General features: G+C 42.8%; 21 protein-coding genes. 2 read left to right on the top strand and 19 right to left on the bottom strand.

The features are described 5' to 3' along the window. From BM195_RS11320 to BM195_RS11265, 11 genes are all read right to left on the bottom strand, one after another. The gene (locus tag BM195_RS11320; protein WP_090238017.1) at positions 1–855 is read right to left on the bottom strand and encodes an ABC transporter ATP-binding protein; all 855 of its coding nucleotides are present in this window, start codon (positions 853–855) and stop codon (positions 1–3) included. Then, positions 845–1,222, bottom strand: coding sequence for a GntR family transcriptional regulator (locus tag BM195_RS11315; protein WP_090238014.1), 378 nt, complete (start codon positions 1,220–1,222; stop codon positions 845–847). Before BM195_RS11315 ends, BM195_RS11320 begins: the two co-directional genes overlap by 11 nt. Positions 1,223–1,429: 207 nt before the next feature. Continuing rightward, on the bottom strand, positions 1,430–1,609 hold the full coding sequence (locus BM195_RS11310; RefSeq protein WP_090238011.1) for a type II toxin-antitoxin system antitoxin: 180 nt from the start codon (positions 1,607–1,609) through the stop codon (positions 1,430–1,432). 13 nt (positions 1,610–1,622) lie between these two features. Next, positions 1,623–2,468 (bottom strand): SPFH domain-containing protein, encoded by an 846-nt coding sequence (locus tag BM195_RS11305; RefSeq protein WP_170848239.1) that lies wholly within the window; start codon positions 2,466–2,468, stop codon positions 1,623–1,625. 77 nt (positions 2,469–2,545) lie between these two features. After that, positions 2,546–3,388: a ComEC/Rec2 family competence protein gene (locus BM195_RS11300; protein ID WP_425283920.1), complete on the bottom strand. Its 843-nt coding sequence runs from the start codon at positions 3,386–3,388 to the stop codon at positions 2,546–2,548. 187 nt (positions 3,389–3,575) lie between these two features. Continuing rightward, a complete protein-coding gene (locus BM195_RS11295) occupies positions 3,576–5,705 on the bottom strand; it encodes an ATP-dependent Clp protease ATP-binding subunit (protein WP_090238001.1) in 2,130 nt (709 codons plus the stop codon). 210 nt (positions 5,706–5,915) lie between these two features. Continuing rightward, positions 5,916–7,496 (bottom strand): acyl-CoA synthetase MbcS, encoded by a 1,581-nt coding sequence (mbcS, locus tag BM195_RS11290; RefSeq protein ID WP_090237998.1) that lies wholly within the window; start codon positions 7,494–7,496, stop codon positions 5,916–5,918. Between the two features lie 791 nt (positions 7,497–8,287). Further along, positions 8,288–9,088 (bottom strand): delta-lactam-biosynthetic de-N-acetylase, encoded by an 801-nt coding sequence (pdaA, locus tag BM195_RS11280; protein ID WP_090237992.1) that lies wholly within the window; start codon positions 9,086–9,088, stop codon positions 8,288–8,290. 108 nt (positions 9,089–9,196) lie between these two features. Next, positions 9,197–10,507, bottom strand: a complete 1,311-nt coding sequence (locus BM195_RS11275; protein ID WP_090237990.1) for a Na+/H+ antiporter family protein — start codon at positions 10,505–10,507, stop codon at positions 9,197–9,199. Positions 10,508–10,749: 242 nt separating this feature from the next. Beyond that, positions 10,750–11,541: a YfkD famly protein gene (locus BM195_RS11270; protein ID WP_090237987.1), complete on the bottom strand. Its 792-nt coding sequence runs from the start codon at positions 11,539–11,541 to the stop codon at positions 10,750–10,752. Positions 11,542–11,635: 94 nt separating this feature from the next. Next, positions 11,636–12,028 (bottom strand): OsmC family protein, encoded by a 393-nt coding sequence (locus BM195_RS11265; protein ID WP_090237984.1) that lies wholly within the window; start codon positions 12,026–12,028, stop codon positions 11,636–11,638. Between the two features lie 150 nt (positions 12,029–12,178). Between BM195_RS11265 and BM195_RS11260 the strand changes: the two genes are divergently transcribed. Further along, entirely contained in the window at positions 12,179–13,345 is a 1,167-nt protein-coding gene (locus tag BM195_RS11260; protein WP_090237981.1) for an MFS transporter, read from the top strand. A 650-nt stretch (positions 13,346–13,995) separates the two neighbouring features. Here BM195_RS11260 and BM195_RS11255 read toward each other — a convergent pair. The 8 genes from BM195_RS11255 to BM195_RS11220 form a co-directional block, all read right to left on the bottom strand. Continuing rightward, positions 13,996–14,673 carry an amino acid ABC transporter permease gene (locus BM195_RS11255; RefSeq protein ID WP_090237977.1) on the bottom strand — a complete coding sequence of 226 codons (678 nt, stop codon included), beginning with the start codon at positions 14,671–14,673 and terminating at the stop codon, positions 13,996–13,998. 3 nt (positions 14,674–14,676) lie between these two features. Further along, entirely contained in the window at positions 14,677–15,543 is an 867-nt protein-coding gene (locus BM195_RS11250) for a transporter substrate-binding domain-containing protein (protein WP_090237974.1), read from the bottom strand. A 166-nt stretch (positions 15,544–15,709) separates the two neighbouring features. Beyond that, a complete protein-coding gene (locus BM195_RS11245) occupies positions 15,710–16,528 on the bottom strand; it encodes a YihY/virulence factor BrkB family protein (RefSeq protein ID WP_090237971.1) in 819 nt (272 codons plus the stop codon). A gap of 22 nt (positions 16,529–16,550) precedes the next feature. Further along, the gene (locus BM195_RS11240; RefSeq protein ID WP_090237968.1) at positions 16,551–16,853 is read right to left on the bottom strand and encodes a hypothetical protein; all 303 of its coding nucleotides are present in this window, start codon (positions 16,851–16,853) and stop codon (positions 16,551–16,553) included. Positions 16,854–16,873: 20 nt separating this feature from the next. Further along, positions 16,874–17,341 (bottom strand): low molecular weight protein-tyrosine-phosphatase, encoded by a 468-nt coding sequence (locus BM195_RS11235; RefSeq protein WP_342028036.1) that lies wholly within the window; start codon positions 17,339–17,341, stop codon positions 16,874–16,876. Positions 17,342–17,452: 111 nt separating this feature from the next. Continuing rightward, on the bottom strand, positions 17,453–18,118 hold the full coding sequence (locus BM195_RS11230) for an SOS response-associated peptidase (RefSeq protein ID WP_090237962.1): 666 nt from the start codon (positions 18,116–18,118) through the stop codon (positions 17,453–17,455). An 85-nt stretch (positions 18,119–18,203) separates the two neighbouring features. Beyond that, positions 18,204–19,199 carry a glutaminase gene (locus BM195_RS11225; protein WP_090237960.1) on the bottom strand — a complete coding sequence of 332 codons (996 nt, stop codon included), beginning with the start codon at positions 19,197–19,199 and terminating at the stop codon, positions 18,204–18,206. A gap of 107 nt (positions 19,200–19,306) precedes the next feature. Further along, positions 19,307–19,966, bottom strand: a complete 660-nt coding sequence (locus tag BM195_RS11220; RefSeq protein WP_244535743.1) for a lysophospholipid acyltransferase family protein — start codon at positions 19,964–19,966, stop codon at positions 19,307–19,309. 277 nt (positions 19,967–20,243) lie between these two features. On the opposite strand from BM195_RS11220, the gene BM195_RS11215 reads away from it, so the two are divergent. Then, positions 20,244–21,404: an MFS transporter gene (locus BM195_RS11215; RefSeq protein WP_090237954.1), complete on the top strand. Its 1,161-nt coding sequence runs from the start codon at positions 20,244–20,246 to the stop codon at positions 21,402–21,404. Positions 21,405–21,497: the final 93 nt, after the last annotated feature.

The raw sequence follows: 21,497 nt of genomic DNA, 5'->3' as shown, positions 1-21,497 counted from the left end.
TTATGCCTCCTTCTTTTCCGTCAAGTAAATCATCAGTTCCTGAATCGGTATGCCTTCAGCCGTCAGCCCTGCTGATTTTGCCTGCTCCATATCACCGTAAATGTAGGCGGTCATCATACCGGCAAGCTCTTTTCTCTTAATAACCTCTTTATCCTTGATAAATTGTTCAACATCCTGAATTGGTCCGGAAACAGCATACGCTTGATTGCGCAGAACATCCGCTTCTTCTTTTAATACAAGTTTCCCATCCTGCAGAATCAGCACTTCTTCAAACATCAGACTGACTTCATCAATCAGGTGTGTAGAAAAGATAATCGTCCGTTTTTCTGTTTCATATTCTTCCAGCAGCATATCGTAAAACGTTTTGCGGGCAGCGGCATCGAGTCCGATATAGGGTTCATCAAAAATCGTGATCGGTGCCTTGCTTGACAGACCAACGATAATGCCTAGTGCCGAGGCCATCCCTTTCGATAAGGTTTTTACTTTCGCGTTCAGATTGAGATTATATTCTTCTATCAGTTCATCAGCCAGATCCTGATCCCATGTTGGATAAAAATAAGCATAAATTTGCAGCACATTTTTCACTTTTAAATCTTTTTTGAAATTATCGCCTTCTTTAATGAGGCAAATCGATTCGGTCAGAAGCTGGTTATCAAACGGGTTATTCCCGTCGATCAGAATTTCACCTTCTGATGCGAGGATCTGTCCCGACAAAATCTCCATAAACGTTGTTTTCCCTGCTCCGTTTCTTCCCAGCAGTCCATAAATTTTTGGCTCTTCCAGTGTAAACGAAATATTATCCAGTGCATTCGTTTCTTTATATGTTTTCGAAACGTTTTTGACGTTAATTTTCATTTCTGGTTTCCTCCCTGTTCATCATTTCCATTAGCTCACTCTTATGAATATTTAATTTTGCTGCTTCGTTTTTTAACGGCAGCACATAATGTTCATAAAATGTCTGTTTCCGTTTTTCGATTAAAATCGCCTTGGCATTTTCGGTCACAAACATTCCAACACCCCTCCGTTTTACCAAAATACCTTCATCCACCAGCTCGTTCGTCCCTTTCGCTGCTGTAGCTGGGTTGATTTGATAATATTTGGCGAATTCATTTGTTGAAGGGACACGTTCACCCGGTTGTACTGTTCCATTGATGATTGAGTCTTCCAGTTGTTCTTTGATCTGCAGAAAAATGGGCTTATTGTCATCCAATTGGAATTTCATAATCGGTGCTCCTTAGCTGATTGGTTAATTGCTTATGTAACTAACCATATAACTGTTTAATGTATTTGTCAATTCTTTTTTTAAAAAAAAGGTAACGGAAATCAACAATAATGATCAAAAGAAAACGCTAAAGTTCACATTCTCTCACCGTACCGGGGCTAATTATCCATAAAAAAACCCCGCACCAAATCAGCGCGGAGTCTATGTTTAATCTTCCCCTATTTTTTTATCCTGAGATTTCGGCAGACGTCCTGCTTTTTTAGCCGATTCTCTCAGCAAAAATTCCACATGACTATTGACGCTCCGGAATTCGTCCTTGGCCCAGACTTGAAGGATCTCATACAATTCCGGGTCTAACCTTAATGGGAAATTTTTCTTTTTAGCCATCGAAACCCTCTTTTTACTGGTAAAGTGTTCCCGTGTTGACAACCGGCTGTGTACCATTGTCCGAAACAATGGAAACGAGCAGATTATTAACCATGGTGACACGGCGCTCTTCATCTAAATCAACTATACCATCTTTCTCTAGCTGGGCAATCGCATCTTCCACCATTCCAACAGCTCCCTCAACAATTTGCTTACGCGCAGCAATAATAGCACTTGCCTGCTGCCGCTGCAGCATCGCCTGGGCAACTTCAGTGGAATAGGCAAGATGTGTTAGCCTTGTTTCAATAACTTCAACTCCGGCAACCGTCAGCCGTTCCTGAAGATCTCTTGCAAGCTGCTCTGATACTTCCTCCGCATTTCCGCGCAGGGTCATCTCCTTGTCCGTGAACGTATCATACGGATATTGTGTGGCAACAGCACGGATCGCTGTTTCACTTTGTATTTCAACATACTTTTCGTAACGGTCCACTTCGAAAACCGCTTTTGCGGCATCAACCACTTTAAATACAATGACAGCTGCGATTTCAATCGGATTTCCATTAACATCATTCACTTTCAGCCGGCTGCTGTTAAAATTCCGAACACGCAATGAAATCATTCTTCTTATGGAGAATGGGATTGTGATGACAATTCCTTCTTTCCGGATACTTCCCATATATTTTCCCAGAAAAATGACGACAGCTGCCTGATTCGGCTGGACAATCGTAATACCACTCCCCAATACAATAGCAATCACCAGCGCAATACCACCGATCACAAACTGTCCTTCCAGAAAGCTCATGACAGTAACTGCCACCAGTACAGCAATGGCAAGAATCCCGACATATCCATTCATCATCCACGCATCTTTTTCACGAATCACATTGACACACCTTCCCCGATTTGATATTTAAATTATATTTTTATGATATCAGTATTGTTTATTTCTGTAAAATACTATCCTGCTCTTAAATTGCTTGCTGGACGCTTTTCATTAAAAATGACAAAGCCTTTACCGTCCGTTCGAATCGTTATATCGCCAAACACTGCTGTCGGATAAATGGCCGTATCAACTTTGTGCAAATTTTCCATGACATGGTCGACAGGATGACCATACTCATTTTTTTTACCATAAGTCAGAACGGCGGCATTAGGACTTACTGCTTGTAAAAATTCCAATGACGTGCTCGTATGTGATCCATGGTGGGCCACTTTTAGAATTTCTGAATCGAGATCATGTTTTTCCATCAGTTTCTTTTCCTGTTCTTTTTCGACATCGCTCATCAGCAGAATATCCATTTTATGAAATGTGATTTTCAGAACGATGGACGATTCATTATTCGTTTTGGAGCCTGCATGTGTATTTAAAATGCGCATTTTTAATAATGGATCAATTTTAATAAGATCATTCCGATCAGCAATTTCAACCGGAATCTGCCGCTTTAGGATCTGGCTGATGTATTGGGCATACGTTCTCGTCGAATGAATTTTCCCGGTATCCATAATTCTATCCACTTCAAACGTTTTCATAACCTCTGTCAGTCCGCCAATGTGATCGATATCCGGATGTGTTGCTATCACTAAATCAAGCTTTTCCACGTTCTGCTCTTTAAGAAATGCGGCAACTTTCTTACCAGCACGTGGGGGACCGCCATCAATCAGGATGTTTTTTTCGGAGGGCGTTTGAACCAGAATACTATCCCCTTGCCCGACATTGATAAAATGAACATCCATATCCGGCTGCTCCCGTGCGTCTATGTATGCTGACGGAATGATTGTTACAGCGGTCAGCAAGATCATTATCAGTAACGTGATTCGCTGCTGCATATGAAACATCCTTCTTAAATCTGATTGCTTTTAGTTTTTCACCTATCAGGTTTACTATTATGCGGAATAATCCGGATAAATATGATGCATCCGGCTGAAGTTTTCAAAAAAGAAAGGCCGCTGAACAGTGTCAGCGGCCTTTCTTTTTATTAAGCAAAGTTTATTCGCTTTTTCCAACAACAATTTCGCCATCTTTAACGTCAACCTGAACGGTGTCAACTGTTTCTTCTTCCAAAATCAGATCGGTCAACTGATCTTCAATTTTGTCCTGGATGACACGACGCAACGGACGTGCACCAAAGCGACGGTCATAGCCGAGCTGAACAAGCTCATGTTTTGCAGCGTCCGTAATGGAGATGGAAATGGCATTTTCTTCGATCGTTTTTTCCAATTCTCCCAGCATTAAATCAACAATTTGCAGCAAGCTTTCTTCCTGTAGTTCGTTGAATTGAATAATGCTGTCAAAACGGTTTAGAAACTCAGGTTTGAAATAGGCACTTAAGTTTTCAAGGGTAGATACAGCATCATGTTCATCACGGTTGAATCCAACATTGATCTGTTTCTCACCGGTTCCGGCATTACTGGTCATGATCATAACTGTATCCTTAAAACTTACGGTGCGGCCGTGTGAATCGGTCAGTTGTCCGTCTTCCATAATTTGCAGGAACGTGTTTTGCACATCAGGGTGCGCTTTTTCAATTTCGTCGAGCAAAATGATATTATACGGATTGCGACGGACTTTTTCAGTCAACTGTCCTGCTTCTTCATGTCCGACATATCCTGGTGGTGAACCAATGATCTTGGATACTGCGTGTTTTTCCATATATTCGCTCATATCAAGCCGGATTAGACTATCACGTGAACCGAACAATTCTTCAGCCAGCGCTTTCGTCAGTTCCGTTTTACCGACACCGGTTGGGCCAACAAACAGGAATGAACCGATTGGACGATATTTGGATTTCAGGCCTGCACGGCTGCGGCGGACAGCTTTGGCAACTTTTTGCACTGCCTCTTCCTGGCCGATGACTTTGGCACTGAGATATTCGCCGAGGTTGCGCATTTTTTCCTGTTCATCTCTCTGCAGTTTTGTAACCGGAATACCCGTTTTTTCCTCAACAATCAATTGAATATCGGAAATATCCACATCGACAACTTGTTCTTCGTCTTTAGCTTTTTCCAATTGTTTTTGCAGCTGGATTTCCTGATAACGCAAGTGGGCTGCTGTTTCGTAATCTTCTTTTTCAGCAGCTGCCTCTTTTTCACGGACGACTTCATCCAGTCGGTTTTGGATGGAATCAGAATCTTTTTCCGCGTTGTCGAGATTCAGGCGTGAGCCGACCTCATCCATCAAGTCAATTGCTTTGTCCGGCAGGAAGCGGTCTTGGATATAACGTTGTGATAGTGTGACAAACGCGCGAATCGCTTCGTCGGAATATTTGACTTCATGGAATTTTTCATAGCGGTCTTTAATTCCCTGCAAAATCTGGACAGCGTCTTCCACGGATGGTTCTTTGACCATAACCGGTTGGAAACGGCGTTCAAGGGCAGCGTCTTTTTCAATTTGACGATACTCTTTCAGTGTCGTTGCACCGATTAATTGCAGTTCGCCACGTGCCAATGCCGGTTTCAAAATATTGCCGGCGTCCATTTGGGAACTTTCGGCGGTACCGGCACCAACCAGCAGATGGATTTCATCAACAAAAAGGATGACATTTTGCCGTTCCTGTAATTCCTGAACAAGTTGTTTCATCCGTTCTTCAAACTGGCCGCGCATACTTGTATTGGCCACAAGCGAGGCGACATCAAGCAGATAAATTTCTTTATCCATCAGTTTAGCCGGTACTTTGCCTTCCGTGATTTTCAGTGCCAGTCCTTCAGCAATGGCTGTTTTCCCGACACCGGGTTCACCGATCAGTACAGGATTGTTTTTATTCCGGCGGTTTAACGTTTCAATCACGCGTTTTACTTCGTTATCACGTCCGATGACCGGATCAATCAAACCAGCACGTGCTGCATTGGTAACGTTTTTGCCCATTTGATCAAGTAAGCCATTGCCATTACCGGATCCTTGCTGTGTTTTCGTTCCAGTGAATCCTTGATTTTGACCATTGCCCTGGAAAAATTTATTGGCAAAATCACCTTGCTGGCCTTGACCAAAATCACCGTTCATCATGCTGTTTTGGATTTCCTGGAAACATTCATTACACAAGTGCATATTCATTCGTTCGTTGTTAATTTGCATTGAGACGTTAATTGCTGCTGGACGAATACCACAATTTTGACATTGCATAATGTGATTCCTCCTTTATTGATTTCAAATGTATATTAAAAGGTTTGACTTTGACTATCTTTGACCTTTTACCGTCATTATACTCTGACCTTTTTTGACTTTCAAGTGTTTTTACTCAATTTTTTTCTAAAGCTATAAATCCTTCATCAGTGTTATTAACGTAAAAAAGGCCGCCCTAAACATAGAACAGCCTTCTTCATTGAAATACTTTTACTGTTTAATTTTTTCCTTCTCCCGCAATTCTATTCTCCTAATCTTCCCTGACGTTGTTTTCGGCAGTTCACTGATAAATTCAATTTTTCTCGGGTATTTATACGGCGCCGTCCATTCTTTAACATGATCCTGCAATGCTTTGACCAAATCCGGATTACCTGTGTTAACCCCTTCTTGTGGTACTATAAATGCTTTGACGATATTCCCGCGCACTTCATGCGGACTTGCCACAACTGCACATTCCTTAACAGATGGATGTTTGACCAATGCATCTTCCACCTCAAATGGTCCGATTGTATAGCCGGAACTGATGATAATATCATCACTTCGGCCTTCAAACCAAAAATAACCGTCTGCATCTTTTGATGCCTGATCACCTGTTACATAATAATCGCCGCGCCGGGATTTTTCCGTCCGCTCCGGATCTTTATAATATTCCCGGAATAGTGCCGGGCTGTCCAGTTTCACCGCGATATCACCGATTTCATTGGCAGGAACCGGCTGTCCGTTTTCATCCACGATTTCCACCTCGTTGCCTGGCGTTGGCTTCCCCATCGATCCGGGCTTTACTTCCATATCTTTCATAAAACCAAGTAATAAGGTGTTTTCGGTTTGTCCATAACCATCACGAACCGTCACATTAAAATACTTGCGGAATGTATCGATCACTTCACGATTTAACGGCTCTCCCGCTGAAACGGCACTATGAAGCGCTGGGAGCTGATAGTCATCCAAATTATCCACTTTGGCCATCAATCGGTACTCGGTTGGTGTACAGCATAATACATTGATGTCTTCATCCTGCAGCAATCCCAAGTAGGTCTTCGGATCAAATTTACCATGATAAACGAATCCGGTTGCACCCGAACCAAGTACAGATAAGAACGGGCTCCATATCCATTTTTGCCATCCCGGTCCGGCTGTTGCCCATACTTTGTCGCCTTCGCTTATACAGAGCCAATTCTCAGGGGCTGTATTCAAGTGAGCATATCCCCAGCCATGTGTATGTACGACCGCTTTGGGATTCCCAGTGGTGCCTGATGTATAGGATAAAAACACAATATCTTCTCTTGAAGTGTCGGCCATTTCAAGCTGATCCGATGCTTTTTTCTTCAAGTCATTCAGGTTATGCCAGCCATCGACTGACCCGCCGACAGAAAATAATATCAGTTGATCATATTCTTTAACATCTGTAAATTGATCAGCAAACGGATAATAACTGACGACAGCACTGACTTCACCATGACTGATCCGGTACTGCAGATCCTTTGTCTTCAGCATTTCCGATCCTGGAATGACAATCATACCGATCTTTAACGCAGCAAGATACGTTTCATATGCTTCTATCATCCGTGGGATCATGATGAACAATTTATCGCCTTTTTCAAGTCCATTTCTTTTGAAAGCGTTACCAATTTTATTGACATTTTTCATCAGCTGTTCATATGTCACTTCTTTTGACTGTCCTTGTTCATCATGCCAAATCAATGCTTTTCTGCTTGGAGTTTTTGCTGCAAAACGTTCCATTTCCATTACAATATTATAATCTTCCGGAGCAATTAAATCTGCTTTGTTCATCCTATTCACTCCCATACTAATATATCTTTTAATTATATCAGAATATATGTAAACTTTAAACAACTCATGTCATGTATGAAACAACAGAATTCCACTTAATATGCTACTTTTTTAATAGAAGTAAAAGAGGCTAGACAAACAATTACAGGGCAGGAAGTGCAGCATTTTGCTTTTTCAATAGTCACATCTTTATTCATCGTCGATATAACAACTACGAACGAGTGACAGTTTGTTTTGGTGCAGCCTTCCTTCCATTCTAATGTTAGTTACGTGCTATCATTCGCTCCGGCAGCATACTGCGCTTTCCATGGGCACGGCCTCAGCCTCCTCGGTAAGCAAAGACCTCTTCCCTGCGGGGTCTTCGGCTCGTGCTGTTCCCATAGAAGTCTCCGTATGCTTCCTCCGCTCACGTTGGGGTTGAACTTGCTGTCACCTGATGAGAACACGATTCTAAGCTGTGGAAAAATGCGACACGCCTGGGCAACAGCGCGAGCAGAAGATCCACTTTGCCAAGTGGTTTTCTTAGCAAAGTTAGCTGAGGCCGTGCCCCCGAAAAGAGCGTAATTTTCCGCAGCGACCATCATGCACTCACCAACAAAAGCATGGAAGAAAGCAAATCTAAGACCAAGTGACTTCTCAGTTGATAGATCATCGGCAACAAATGTTCAAACATACCTCAAAAGATACATCCGAACGGTTCCCATTATAGTGGAATCATCGTTCGGATGTATCTTTGGCTAATATACTTTTGTCCCAGCCTCTTTCGTTTTAAAAAAGTCCAGCAGGGGAATTCAATAGCCGTAAATCGGGCGCGGAAGTTTGTTTTTCAGCACAAGATGATCCAAGCTCCTGAATTGATAACCCTGCTTTTTCAACTCCGTAATCAACTTATCCAATGCTTTGGCATTATCGGACGACACAGTATGAAGCAAAATAATTGATCCCGGGTGCATATGATCCATAATATTTTCATATGCATATTGCCATCCCTTTTGCTCACTCGTTTCCCAATCAACGAACGCAGAGGACCAGAATATGTGAATATAACCAAGTTCTTTTGCCCACTCTAATGTTTTCCTGCTGAACATCCCTTTTGGCGGGCGTAAATATTTGATTTCTTCCTGATCTGACACTTCAGCAACTGCCTGTTCCAGCGTCTTGAGCTCTTCCCGCATTGTTTTTTTACTGACGACTGTAAAGTCCGGGTGATGATAGGAATGATTGCCGATAATATGCCCTTCATCTGCCATTCGTTTCACAAGTTCGGGCTGACTTTCCACGTAATGACCTGTCAGGAAAAAGGCAGCAGGAACATTTTGCGATTTCAAAACATCCAGGATCTCATCGGTATAACCTTCCTCATATCCATTATCAAACGTCAGGTATACTACTTTTTCACCGGAATCATCTGCATAGTAAGCACCATATTCCTCCAGAATCTGTTGATACTTTCCAACATTAGGAATCTTATGTTCCTTATTCTTTTTAAATCCCCACCCATAGCCATCAGCAGCATGCGTCACATCCTGACATGGAACAAAAGTAAGGCAGAACAGGATGATCGGCAATGCTACCGCAATGTATTTTTGCATAGCATACCCCACCTATTTTTTTCCTTACTTTGTCCATGTTTGGTCTCACTTATTCATCAACCGAACGTTTGATACTAGTCAGTATGCCTAAGATCATTAAACGACCACTTAAAGAACCATCGCAGCTGCCCAGCCGAATACAATTAAAGGAATATTAAAGTGAATGAATGTCGGAACACATGTATCCCAAATGTGATGGTGCTTGCCGTCAGCATTCAGCCCTGATGTTGGTCCGAGTGTACTGTCTGATGCTGGTGATCCGGCATCACCCAACGCACCAGCAGTTCCAATCAAAGCAGCCGTTGCAGGCGATGAAAAACCCGCTGTCAGACAAATAGGTACAAAAAGAGCTGCCAGAATTGGGATTGTTCCAAATGAGGAACCAATGCCAATGGTAACAACCAGTCCGACGAGCAACAGGATCAAAGCGATTAATGCTTTATTATCACCGAGAAATCCGGATGATACCTCCACTAACGCATCTACTGCGCCTGTTTCTGTAAGAATATGCCCAAATCCGGATGCCACCAGCATAACAAATGCAATTTGGCCCATCATGGCAATGCCATCAGCCATCACCTGATCACCTTTTTTAAACGGAACAACGACAAGTGCAAACATCAGTACCAGTCCAGTTAACGCACCGGCAATCAGATTTCCGGTCATCAATTGAACAGTCAATGCTCCCACAATAGCGATTAGCGTCAAAAGATGCTTTCTATTGAACGTCACGTTTCCAGCTTCCGGTGCAGTAAAGTTCGCCTCGTTCCCGCCTGCTCCTGGAATTGATTCACGATCTTTGCGGTATGTGAACAAGATGGCAATTAGCAATCCGACAACCATCCCTGCTCCAGGAATCAGCATGGCAAGTGCCGACTCCCCTATTGTAATATCGGCACCATTTTCAGTCATCCCGTTAACGATGGTTTCGTGGAAAATCCAACCAAACCCGGCCGGGATCATGACATACGGCGCTTTTAACCCAAATGTCAAAGCGGTCGCCACGCCACGCCGATCAATTTTCATTTCATCAAAAAGCTTTAATAACGGTGGAATTAAAATAGGTATAAATGCGATGTGCACGGGTACCAGATTTTGAGATAACGAAGCCACACCGGCAATTGCGAATAACATCATCGTTTTTTTGCCGGTCAATACTTTGATTAAATAGTTAACTAGAATAGCTGTAATGCCTGTATAACTGATCGCTACTGCGAAAGCGCCAAGCAAAATATAGCTTAATGCTGTACTTGCCTGGCCACCCATACCGCTCACAAGCATTTCAATAGATCCTATGACAGAATCCCCCGACATCAAGCCTGCCGTAAGTGCTGCGGCAATAATTGCAATGATGACGTTGATCCTTAACAAGCTAAGAATGGTCAACACGAATACAGACACGACAACAACCCATTCCATATTTGTTTCTCCTCTCTATCTCTTTCATAAGTGTTTAACTTTTAATACTTCATCATGATAAAGCATTAAAGTGCAAAAATCAACCCTCTTTGGAGTGGAAAATTATCCAATAGATGTCCACAGAGCGTGTAAAGAAAATAAGTTCCAGGGATGGGCTGTCTTCAAGCCGGACGAGCTGAGGTTCTCTTTCTCCAGCTGATAAAAACCCTCCGGGAAATCCCCGGAGGCCTTTATCCATCCACTTATTTAAGCTGAAAGGAAAATGACACGTGATCCTGTACTGGTATCCATGCACCGATTCCCTGCTTCGTAACATTTTTGATCACGATCGATTTATCGTACCCTTTCAATTGGAAGTACACTTCACCGAATGTCACTTGCCCCCGTTCATTGACTGCAGGTGCATATGCCTGCAGTTCCCCGTACTTTTTCGCCGGCACACTATACGAATTTTCCTTTTTCGTATTCTGACCGATAACAGTTGTATAAGCCAGTGGCAGTTCAATCTTATCTTTTGCTTTTAACAGCATCATTTTTTTAACATCATCCGGATTGCTAATTTTGTTCGTCAGGGCACCTTTAACTTCCCTTTTTTCCTGCTGGTTATATTGCATTTTCTGCTCTGAATCACCACCAATATTATTAAGTTCATTTGTGTTGATTGTTTGATATTCCCAGTTGATATTTGTTTCGTCCGACTGATAATTCAGCGGCCAGCGTCCAACATAAACCATTCCTCTGTAGCCAAAAGCAATTGGCGAGGGCTTAATGGACGTTTCATTGAGCATTTTAATCAGATCCGGATTTTCAATCGGAACTTCAACGCCTTCAATCAATTCCTCTGTCAGTTCACTGGGCTCAACAACTTCCTGATCCTCTGTTGAATTAGGATAAGTGTTTTCCTTTGATATGTTCAGGACATGACTCGGTACTTCAAATTCCTTTTTTGATTCTTCTTTTTCCTCAGCCAGACCGCTGTCAGGAAACAATAAAACCAGTGCCATTAATACGATAATGTAATATCGTTTATTCATGTATCCCATTCCTTTCGTTTGCGTAAACCACGAAAAGTGCTTCATCTTTATCGTTAGTTTTTTCGGTCACATGAATATTATACCTTGTTAAAATTTAACGGCTTAATTCAATCGTTTCCAGCGTTTCTTCAATGGTAATCGTGTCCTCGACTGAACGGATCATCGAGCAATTTTTTCTGGCCACCTCCAGATTTTTATACAATTTATCAACATCTAAATGATACCCCTTGATGACATAATGCAAAGCAATCCGCTCAATTCGGTTGGCATCGTCAGGGTTGCGTTCGACTTCCGCTGTCACCTTCATGTCTGCTATATCTGTCCGCTGTTTCTTTAAAATCTTCCGGAAAACCGATGAGCTGCAGCCTGCAATCGATGCAACCATCAATTGGTACGGGCGGAATCCAAATGCCTCATCCCCTGATATATCCAGTTGTCCATACTCCAAATCAACACGCATACCTTCTTCTTTTAAGTATAAATCCACTGTTTTCAACTCCCTTAAATGAAATCTTATATTATTATGTACCCTTAATCCTATACCATAACGTCCTTTTGGATGAAATATTTGAATTGACCTTTGTTGTGAAAAACATTACATTGAATGCAGCAGCATGAATGGGGAAGGAGAAGAACTATGGTATCCGCACAATCTAGGTTTTGGATCTTAATCGCACTCGTTTTCATATCCGGTTTCTCACAAGGCATGATCCTTCCATTATTGTCGATTATTCTTGAACAAAACGGTGTCCCCTCTTCGGTCAATGGGCTCCATGCAACCGGACTGTATATTGGAATATTGATCGCATCACCTTTTATGGAAAAACCGATGCGGCAGCTTGGTTTCAAACCGGTCATTATGATCGGTGGTATACTTGTATTCATTTCCCTGGCGTTATTTCCTTTCTGGCACGCTTTATGGTTTTGGTTTATTCTGCGTGTCATGATAGGCATCGGGGATAACATGCTTCATTTCGGCACCCAAACATGGATCACGACAACCAGTCCCAAGGAAACACGCGGAAAAAACATTTCGTTCTATGGTTTGTCATTCGGGCTGGGATTTACGATAGGACCGCTGATGACCCGGCTCCTGGAGATTCATCAGGCATTGCCGTTTCTCATATCTGCAGCACTTAGCATGCTTATCTGGTCGTTTATGTTTTTTGTCCGAAACAAGTGGCCAGATGATGAGGAGATTCATAGTGCTGGCGGTTCCAGCTCCTTACGACGTTTCATTCAAACCGGCAAACTTGCCTGGATTGCCCTGTTGCCTGCATTCGGGTACGGATTTTTAGAGGCGACATTACATGGGATTTTCCCGGTTTATGGATTGCGAATTGGGCATGACGTGAATATCTTATCATTAATCATTCCTTTTTTTGCAGGCGCAAGCATTATTACACAAATCCCTTTAGGCATGTTAAGTGACCGGTTGGGGAGACGAAACATTTTACTGGCGGTCCTATCAGGTGGCATAATCTGTTTTCTATTTGCGGCATCGTTTGAAACATCGGCCGCAGCATTGTTTATCTCATTTGCTGCATCAGGCATGCTAGTCGGTTCGCTATATTCGCTAAGCATCGCCTATATGACTGACTTGCTGCCACCTTCACTGTTACCGGCGGGCAATTTGATGACAGGGATTTCGTTCAGCCTCGGCAGCTTGTCCGGACCTTATTTAGGCGGATTATTTATTGAATACTTCCCTAGTATATCCTTTTTCTATGTTATCATTTTTATGCTCGCCCTCATGCTGATCGCCATATCTTTCAAAAAGGATACAGGACGTTTGCAAAGTTAACATTTAAAAGCCTGGGACACAATGAAAACTTTCCTCGCTAAAGACAAACAATACAGGCAGGAGTGCAGCATTTTACTTTTTCAACAGTCACATTTGTCTTGGTGCAGCCTTCCTTCCATTCTGATGTTAGTGGCGTGCGATCATTCGCTCCGGCAGCATACTGATAGGCACACGGCCTCAGCCTCCTCGGAAAGCAAAGACCTCTTTCCTGCGGGGTCTTCGGCTCGTGCTGTTCCGTATGCTGCTTCCGCTCATGTTGGGGTGCTGATTGTTGGAAGAAAAGAACTTATGGAGCAATATTGATTGAACTTGCTGTCATCTTATGAGAACACGATTCTAAGCTGCGGAAAGATGCGACACTCCTGGGGGAACAGCGCAAGCCGAAGATCCACTTTGCCAAGTGGTTTTCTTGGCAAAGTTAGCTGAGGCCGTGCCCCCGGAAAGGGCGTATTTTTCCGCAGCGACCATCATGCACTCACCAACAAAAGCATAGAAGCAAATCTCAGACCAAGTTACTTCTCAGTTTTATCGATCATTCGCAACCAATGTTCAAACCTATATCAAAAGATAAATCCGAACTGTTCCCATCATAGTGGAATCATCGTTCGGATGTATCTTTGGCTAATATCCTTTTGTCTCAGTCTCTTTTATTACAAAAATCTGCTGAACCTAGCCTCAAGCCGATCCTGCATGAATGAAATGAGCACACATATTGGCCAATAAATCAAGGCAACTAATATATACAACGTCATCGCATCAAATTCTCTGCCGACAACAATTTGGGTCCGCTGAAACAGCTCCGGTACTGTAATGACAGCCGCCAAAGACGTGGCCTTGACAATGTCCATAAATACATTCGTCAGTGGCGGTACAGCTATTCTGGTGGCTTGCGGCAAGATAACGATCCACAATGTTTGCCAATATCCTAAGTTGAGTGACCTGGCTGATTCCCATTGCCCAACATCAATACTATTCAGAGATGAACGATTAATTTCGGCTATATAGGCAGCACTGTTCAATCCGAATCCGAGTGATGCAGCTAAAACTGCTGTCAATTCCAGACCGATATATGGCAGACCAAAGTACAAAAGGAAGAGAAACACAAGTATAGGTGTACCGCGCATAAAGGAAATATAAACCCTGGCAGGCCACCTTAATATAATTCTGGATGAACCGCGGGCCAATGCGAGAAACAAGCCCAATATCATCCCGATGGCCATTCCAGCGATGGCTACACCAACCGTAGATGGAAGGCCGCCAAGTATAAATGGAAGACTTTCCAAAGCCAGCTCTACATCAAAAATCCCGCCAAAATTAACCCCATTCATACGTTAAAAGTCCAATCCGTCAATTTCCCGGATATCTCCCTCGGGCTCTTGAGAGGCATCCTCTTCATAAAATTCTTCGGCAAGTGTCGTTAAAGTACCATCTTCCCGCATCGATTTAAGTGCCTGATTAACTTCCGTTTGCAGCTTCTCGGCTCCATCCTCCATAATGACACCTTTTCTTGTCGGATGAAATTTTAATTCCGGGTGCAGTATTATATCAAAATCCGGAAAAGCAGCTATGCCGAATTTTGAAAGATAGTAATCATTAATGACCACATCAGTCCGACCATTATTCACGTCCCGGAGATAAGCCTCATTTGGAGCATTGCCATAGGTTTTAACTTCTGCACCAAATTTTCGGGCAATTTCACTGTATACGGTGGAAGCCGCTCCCCCAGCTTTTTTCCCTTCCAGATCCTCCAATTTTTCAATACCTGAATGTCCATCTTCTCTCACAACCATCGTCGTGTAAGAGTATTTGAACGGTTTGCTGAAATTAAATTTCTCCTTCCGTTTATCCGTGATGCCCATACCTGCCATATCAATTCGTCCGCTTTCAACAGCAGCTAATACACTGTCAAAGCCGATAATTTCAAACGTAATATCCAGATTAAGGCGATCGGCAATTTCACGCATGACTTCCACTTCATACCCTGTCAGGGCTTCTTCAATTTCTTCATCACCTTCGTAATAAGACCCCGCAATCAGTGTCCCGGAAGTGCCAACAACGATTTCACCAGCTTCCTGAATTTCATTCCATTTCTCATCTGCAGCATGATCTCCATCATCACTTCCACCGGAGTTATCGCTGCAGGCTCCTAAAATAAAAATAGCTGCAAGTAATATCGCCACGAACCTTTTTGTACGCATATGTATCCCCCAATCCAATGTTCTGTTATATTTAAAATTTATATAAAAGTATAACAGTTCCCAAATATTATTTCAACATTGTACAAATCTGTTGTTGTTACAATCATAAACTGTATTAATGATATCAATAAAAAACTGCCACACTCACGTGACAGCTTTTTTTATTTCAGGATCTCTTTTCCCGTAAAATCGCGTTTATCACACCACCGATCATAATAATGATGCCTGACAAGTAAAACCAAATCATCAAAACAATGACCGTTCCCAGACTGCCATATGTCGCTGAGTAATTAGCCATTGAATTGACATAAAAAGAAAATACCATTGATGCCAACTGCCAGCCAATGGTTGCAAATAAAGCCCCCCATACGACATTTTTAAAGTATATCCGTTTGTTAGGCGCCATTTTATAAAGAGCCACCAACACGATAAAAATAACCGTGGATGAAATGAGCCAGCGCATCGTGTCCCATATATTCAAAAATGATTCGGAAGCCCCAAAAAACGTAAAAACATATTCGCCGATCATTTTTCCGAAAACAGGCAGCAAAAAAGCCATACATATGACTAAGATCATAGCTATTGTTAAAATAATGGCAATTAACCGCACCACGATAAAAGACCGGTCTTCCTCAACTTCATATGCACGGTTAAATCCTCTCATGATAGCGTTAATACCGTTTGATGCAGCCCATAATGTACCGATGATACCAATCGATAATAATGATCTGTTTTGATTATTGACAAGTTCGGTCACGTTCTCATTGATCAGCCGAGATATTTCCCCGGGTGCATATTGTTCGATAAAATTCGTTATGTTTTGTGTTTCCAGCGGCAAATAACCGACCAGTGTCATCAAGAATAATAAAAAAGGAAATAAGGAAAGCAATAAAAAATAGGCAAGCTGGGCTCCTAACCCAAAAATGTCACCTTCCATAATGCGCTGAAACAATTTTTTAATGAAATCCACCGTTTCCTGCCACATTCTATCGCCCTCACATTATCGTTTACAGATTGTTATTCAATTCCTTTTTCTCTTTATTCGTAAACTGATCCAACGTGTTTTCCACTTGCTCTAATGCATTTATGGCATTATCAGCACCTTTCGTGAATTGTGCATTAAAACGATCAAAGGCATTTTTTGCGCCTTTTACTGCTTCTGATGGACGTTTTACATAGTAAGAAGATCCGCTTTTAACAACCGCCGCTTTTCCTTTTGCATAATATCGTGCATCACGGTCAAATAAAGAAAGTAAACCTCCTGCAACGGCACCAATAAATATCCCAAGACATAATTTTTGTTTTCCCATCTGAATTCGCTCCTTTAATGTTATATATTGTGTTTATTCCTGATATCATTCAGCAATTCATGGCAGCCCTTTGATACTAAATCATAAGTATAATCAAAATTGCCTGTAAAATATGGATCCGGGACATTCACAGCTTCTGCTTCGTCGACAAAATCCATCAATTTTGCAACTGTAACGTTATCACTTCCCCTGTCAAACGCCTGTAAAGCTTCTATATTCTGATCATCCATCGCAATTGTATAATAAAAATCGTGAAAGTCCCGTGTATGTAACTGGCGTGCCTTCATTCCTTCATAAGAAATACGCTGCCGATCAAGCATATTCATTGTCCCTTTATGCGGCATTTCACCAACATGCCAAGGACTAAAACAAGCTGAATCCACTTCGATTTTATCAGAAAGATTTTCTCTTTTCACCAAATCCCTGAAAATCGCCTCTGCCATCGGGGACCGGCAAATATTCCCGAGACATATAAATAATACACACATCACCATCCGTCAGCTCATACCCCCATTTCTTTTATGCTTTCATTATAATAGGAGGTGTTCGTAAATGCCACTTTCCCCCATTGCCAGGGAATAATAAAACTGTTTAACAGCCTATATAAGTGGTGCAATACACCCTTCATCATTATTTTTCGCCGAATTGACATAACTTGCGACATTATAGGCCTGCAAGTCCTCTGTTTCCAGTGATTCCAAAAAATGGTGGGCTTCTGCAGGTGTTTGATCACCAGCTGTAATCCAAGCATTTGCTTTATCCTTTGGCAAAATGACCGGCATCCGGTGGTGAATATCTTGCATAAAATCATTCGCCTCTTTTGTGAGAATGGTACATGTGAAAAGCTTTTTGCCATCGTTTTCCCATTTATCCCACAGTCCGGCAAACGCAAATAACGCCCGGTTGCCTGGCTGAATCCGTTTGGGCTGTTTTTCATTTTCACCCTGCTGCCATTCATAAAAACTGTCCGCCACAATCAGACAGCGTTTTCTGGCCATGAGCTGTTTAAAACTTGGCTTTTCATGCGCTGATTCACTGCGTGCATTAATCATCTTATACCCGATTTTTTCATCTTTTGCCCATGATGGGACAAGCCCCCAGCGCAAATAGCCTGCCCGTTTCTGCTTACCGTCGTGAATAATGGCGAGTACATTTTGTCCTGGTGCAATGTTATAACTTGGCTGATAATCCTCAATCGGCTGGTCAATTCCAAATTCCTGTAAAATCTCCAGTTCATCAGCAAGCAATGTATAACGTCCGCACATAGTTTCACTCCTCTCCTATTATAGAAAAGTTCGGCATCCGACTCATTCCAGAGTCAGACGTGAAAGGCCGGATTGGAGGTATCATTTAAAATATGCTTAAATCCCATTGTTTGGCAATATGCCGAAGCAGACGAATGCCGGCAATACTATTTCCTTTGTCTCCCAGGGCGGGACCATAAACGCCAATTCCGCAGCCGTCTGTAAAGGGCATCGCTTCATCCCGGACTCTTGGTGGCACCGCCGCTAAAATGCCGCCGGACACGCCACTTTTTGCTGGAATTCCTACATAGGTGGCAAATTTTCCCGACGCATCATACATCCCGCATGTCAGCATGAGTACTTTGCTTATCCGTGCCACTTGCCTTGGGATTATTTCTGCGCCGGTTTTCAGATCCATTCCATCATTGGCGAGAATGATGCCAATCTGGGCCAAATCATCTATCGTCACTTCAATTGAACATTGCTTGATATATGTTTCCAATGTGACGTCCAAATCCGACTCCAAAAAATCCATTTCCAATAAATAATACCCGATTGCCCGGTTTCGTGTTGATGAATCCTGCTCCGACTTATATACATCAACATTCAACTCGGGACGGTAGCCCAGCATCTTCTCAAGTAGTTTGAACACGGGTTCGAGTCGCTGATCCGATGTTTTCCCCGGCAAGGCAGACGTCACGGTTATCGCTCCAGCATTATTAAACGGATTAAATGGCTTTTTGACCGGTTTCATTTCGAGATGCATGATGGAATTGAATGCCTCTCCAGTTGGCTCCACATCAACTCTTTGCAGCATATACGACACACCCCGCTCCATACAGGCAACAATAAAACTGATGACTTTGGAAATGCTTTGCAGTGTAAAAGGTATATCTGTATCACCCGAACGCACCGTCAACCCGTTTTTACCAATGATCGCAATACCCAAATCATCCTGATCAGCCTCTGCTAAAATCGGAATGTAGGATGCAACTTCGCCATCACTGGTCTGTTTCCGGTAAAAGGCTACCCAGTCATCAACATATGCTTGCAGCCACTCCTGTGTCTGTCCGGTATTCCAGTTCACTGCTCCTTGTACCATACGATCACCTCATATAGTAGTATGCCTATATGAGGAATTCTTCATGATTTATTTCAAAAAATATGATGTCCAAATCCCATTACCTTCTTCTGAAAAAACGGAAATGCTTACTCTGTGATTGGCGTTGTTTGACAGGAATTTTCAAGGCGCCTGGCAGTTGCATTTGAATCAAGTGCATTTTCAATGATCCCCTGAATTTCTGCAGCCAGTTCACGATGCGTTTTATCTTCATACTCGTCGGGATAAATCGGATCAATTACGGTTAGCGTTATCGTTGAAGTTCCGATACACCCCTTACCTGACTCAAGCAGTTGATACGTCCCGTTAATCGCAACAGGTACGATCGGTACATTTGCCTTGGTCGCCAATTTAAGGCCACCGGATTTAAAGGAGTTAAGCTTGCTCCCTTTACCTCTTGTGCCTTCGGGGAAAATAACGATAGAGCGCCCTTCTTTCAAATTGGCTATTCCCTGATTGATGGCTTCGACCGATTGACGCCGGTCGCTCCGATCAATAAATACACAATTCAACTGCTTCATCCAATTGCTTACAATCGGCAGTTTTTTGATTTCTTTTTTGGCAATAAACCCAATCGGCTTTTCTAAATGACCGAGCAACGTTAAAATGTCAAACAACCCCTGATGATTGGCAACAATCAATACAGGTCCGTCCGGTAATTTCTCCCTGCCGCTCACATGAACGTCGGAGTTCGTCTTTTGAATGATTTTTTGTGAAACGTCTTTTGGGGTCACAAAAATTTGTTCCATAGTGAGGGACGTTCCTGGCTGATGACGTCTCCTTTTGACGTGCAGCAATTTAAAACCGGCCCCGATGATCAGTATACCCGCATATAAGTAAATTTGAAGACTCCTTTAACATTCCCCCTATTTTCCCTTTCATTATACCGTTGATAGAGAATTGTGAAAAGAAACGAAGCATGCTGTCCAAACAACGATAATATTCCAAACATGTTTCATCCTCTTGTGTTTTAATATGATTGGGAGTACGATTAAGTTTCGAGCTTATTGAGAAAGGCGTCATAACATGAATAAACGTGTTTACTTTTTAATGGTCGTCGCGTTCGTTGTCGGGATGGTCGAATTGATTATAGGCGGAATACTGGATTTGATGGCAGAAGATTTAGATGTGAACCTTGGTCAGGTTGGCTTTCTGATCACGATATTTTCCCTGATTTTTGCGGTCGGAGCACCAGTTTTGCTGATCCTTACATCGAGTATTGAACGGAAGCGGCTGACACTCATTTCACTTGCCGTATTTCTTGCTGGAAATCTGGTAACCGTGTTCAGTCCGACATATACTGTGGTCTTCATTGGAAGAGTGATCTCCGCCCTGAGCGGATCTCTGCTGATTATTTTGTGTCTCACGATCGCACCATCAATTGTTCATCCGAAATACCGCGGCCGTGCTATCGGGATTGTTTCTATGGGTGTCAGTGCATCGATTGTGCTTGGCCTTCCTGTCGGTTTGCTGCTGGGCAATGCCTTTGGATGGCGCGCACCGTTCATACTCATTTCAATTTTGACTGTCTTATCCATGGTTGGTGTGTTTTTTCTGATGGGGCATGTTGAACCAAAGCCATCCAGTCCGATCAAACGACAGCTGGCGACATTGAAAAGCAGGGGAGTATTTTTTGGACAAACCATCACCTTTCTGTTTTTGACAGGGCATACGATCCTATATGCGTATCTGACGCCTTTTGCCAAAACGGCTTTAGGTGTGGATGGTGCCTGGGTCAGTATCATTTATATGATTTTCGGTATTGCGGCAGTAAGCGGAGGCGGAATTGGCGGTACGCTCTCGGATATTTGGGGCGCAAAGAATACGATTATAGCCACCACCATTCTGTTTGGGCTGGTGATGTTTGCCATACCGTATACGACATTTGCACTGCCACTATTCCTTATGATCTTGGTCATTTGGGGCATGTTAAGCTGGACATTGGCGCCGGCCACGCAAAGTTATCTAATTAGCCTGTCACCCGAAACATCAGATATCCAGCAAAGTTTGAACAACTCGGCACTTCATCTCGGCATTGCCTTTGGGTCACTAATCGGCGGGCTGGTCGTTGAGCGTGCTTCTGTTGAACAAAATGCAACGATTGGTGGACTGTTTGTCATTCTTTCAATTGGAGCGGCACTGATTTCGATGTATGGACAGGGGAAAATGACAAAACAAAGGGACTGACCCATTAGATCAGTCCCTTTGTTCATCCTATTTACCCGCATATAATGGGAAGTAATCCCCCAAAAACGGGGGTTAACTGCCCATAAATGTCCG

It is taken from the genome of Lentibacillus halodurans, from assembly GCF_900112045.1.
GTDB lineage: Bacteria > Bacillota > Bacilli > Bacillales > Amphibacillaceae > Lentibacillus > Lentibacillus halodurans.
The sequence above is the reverse complement of the archived record's forward strand: the minus strand, read 5'-3'. Positions and strand labels throughout refer to the sequence as shown.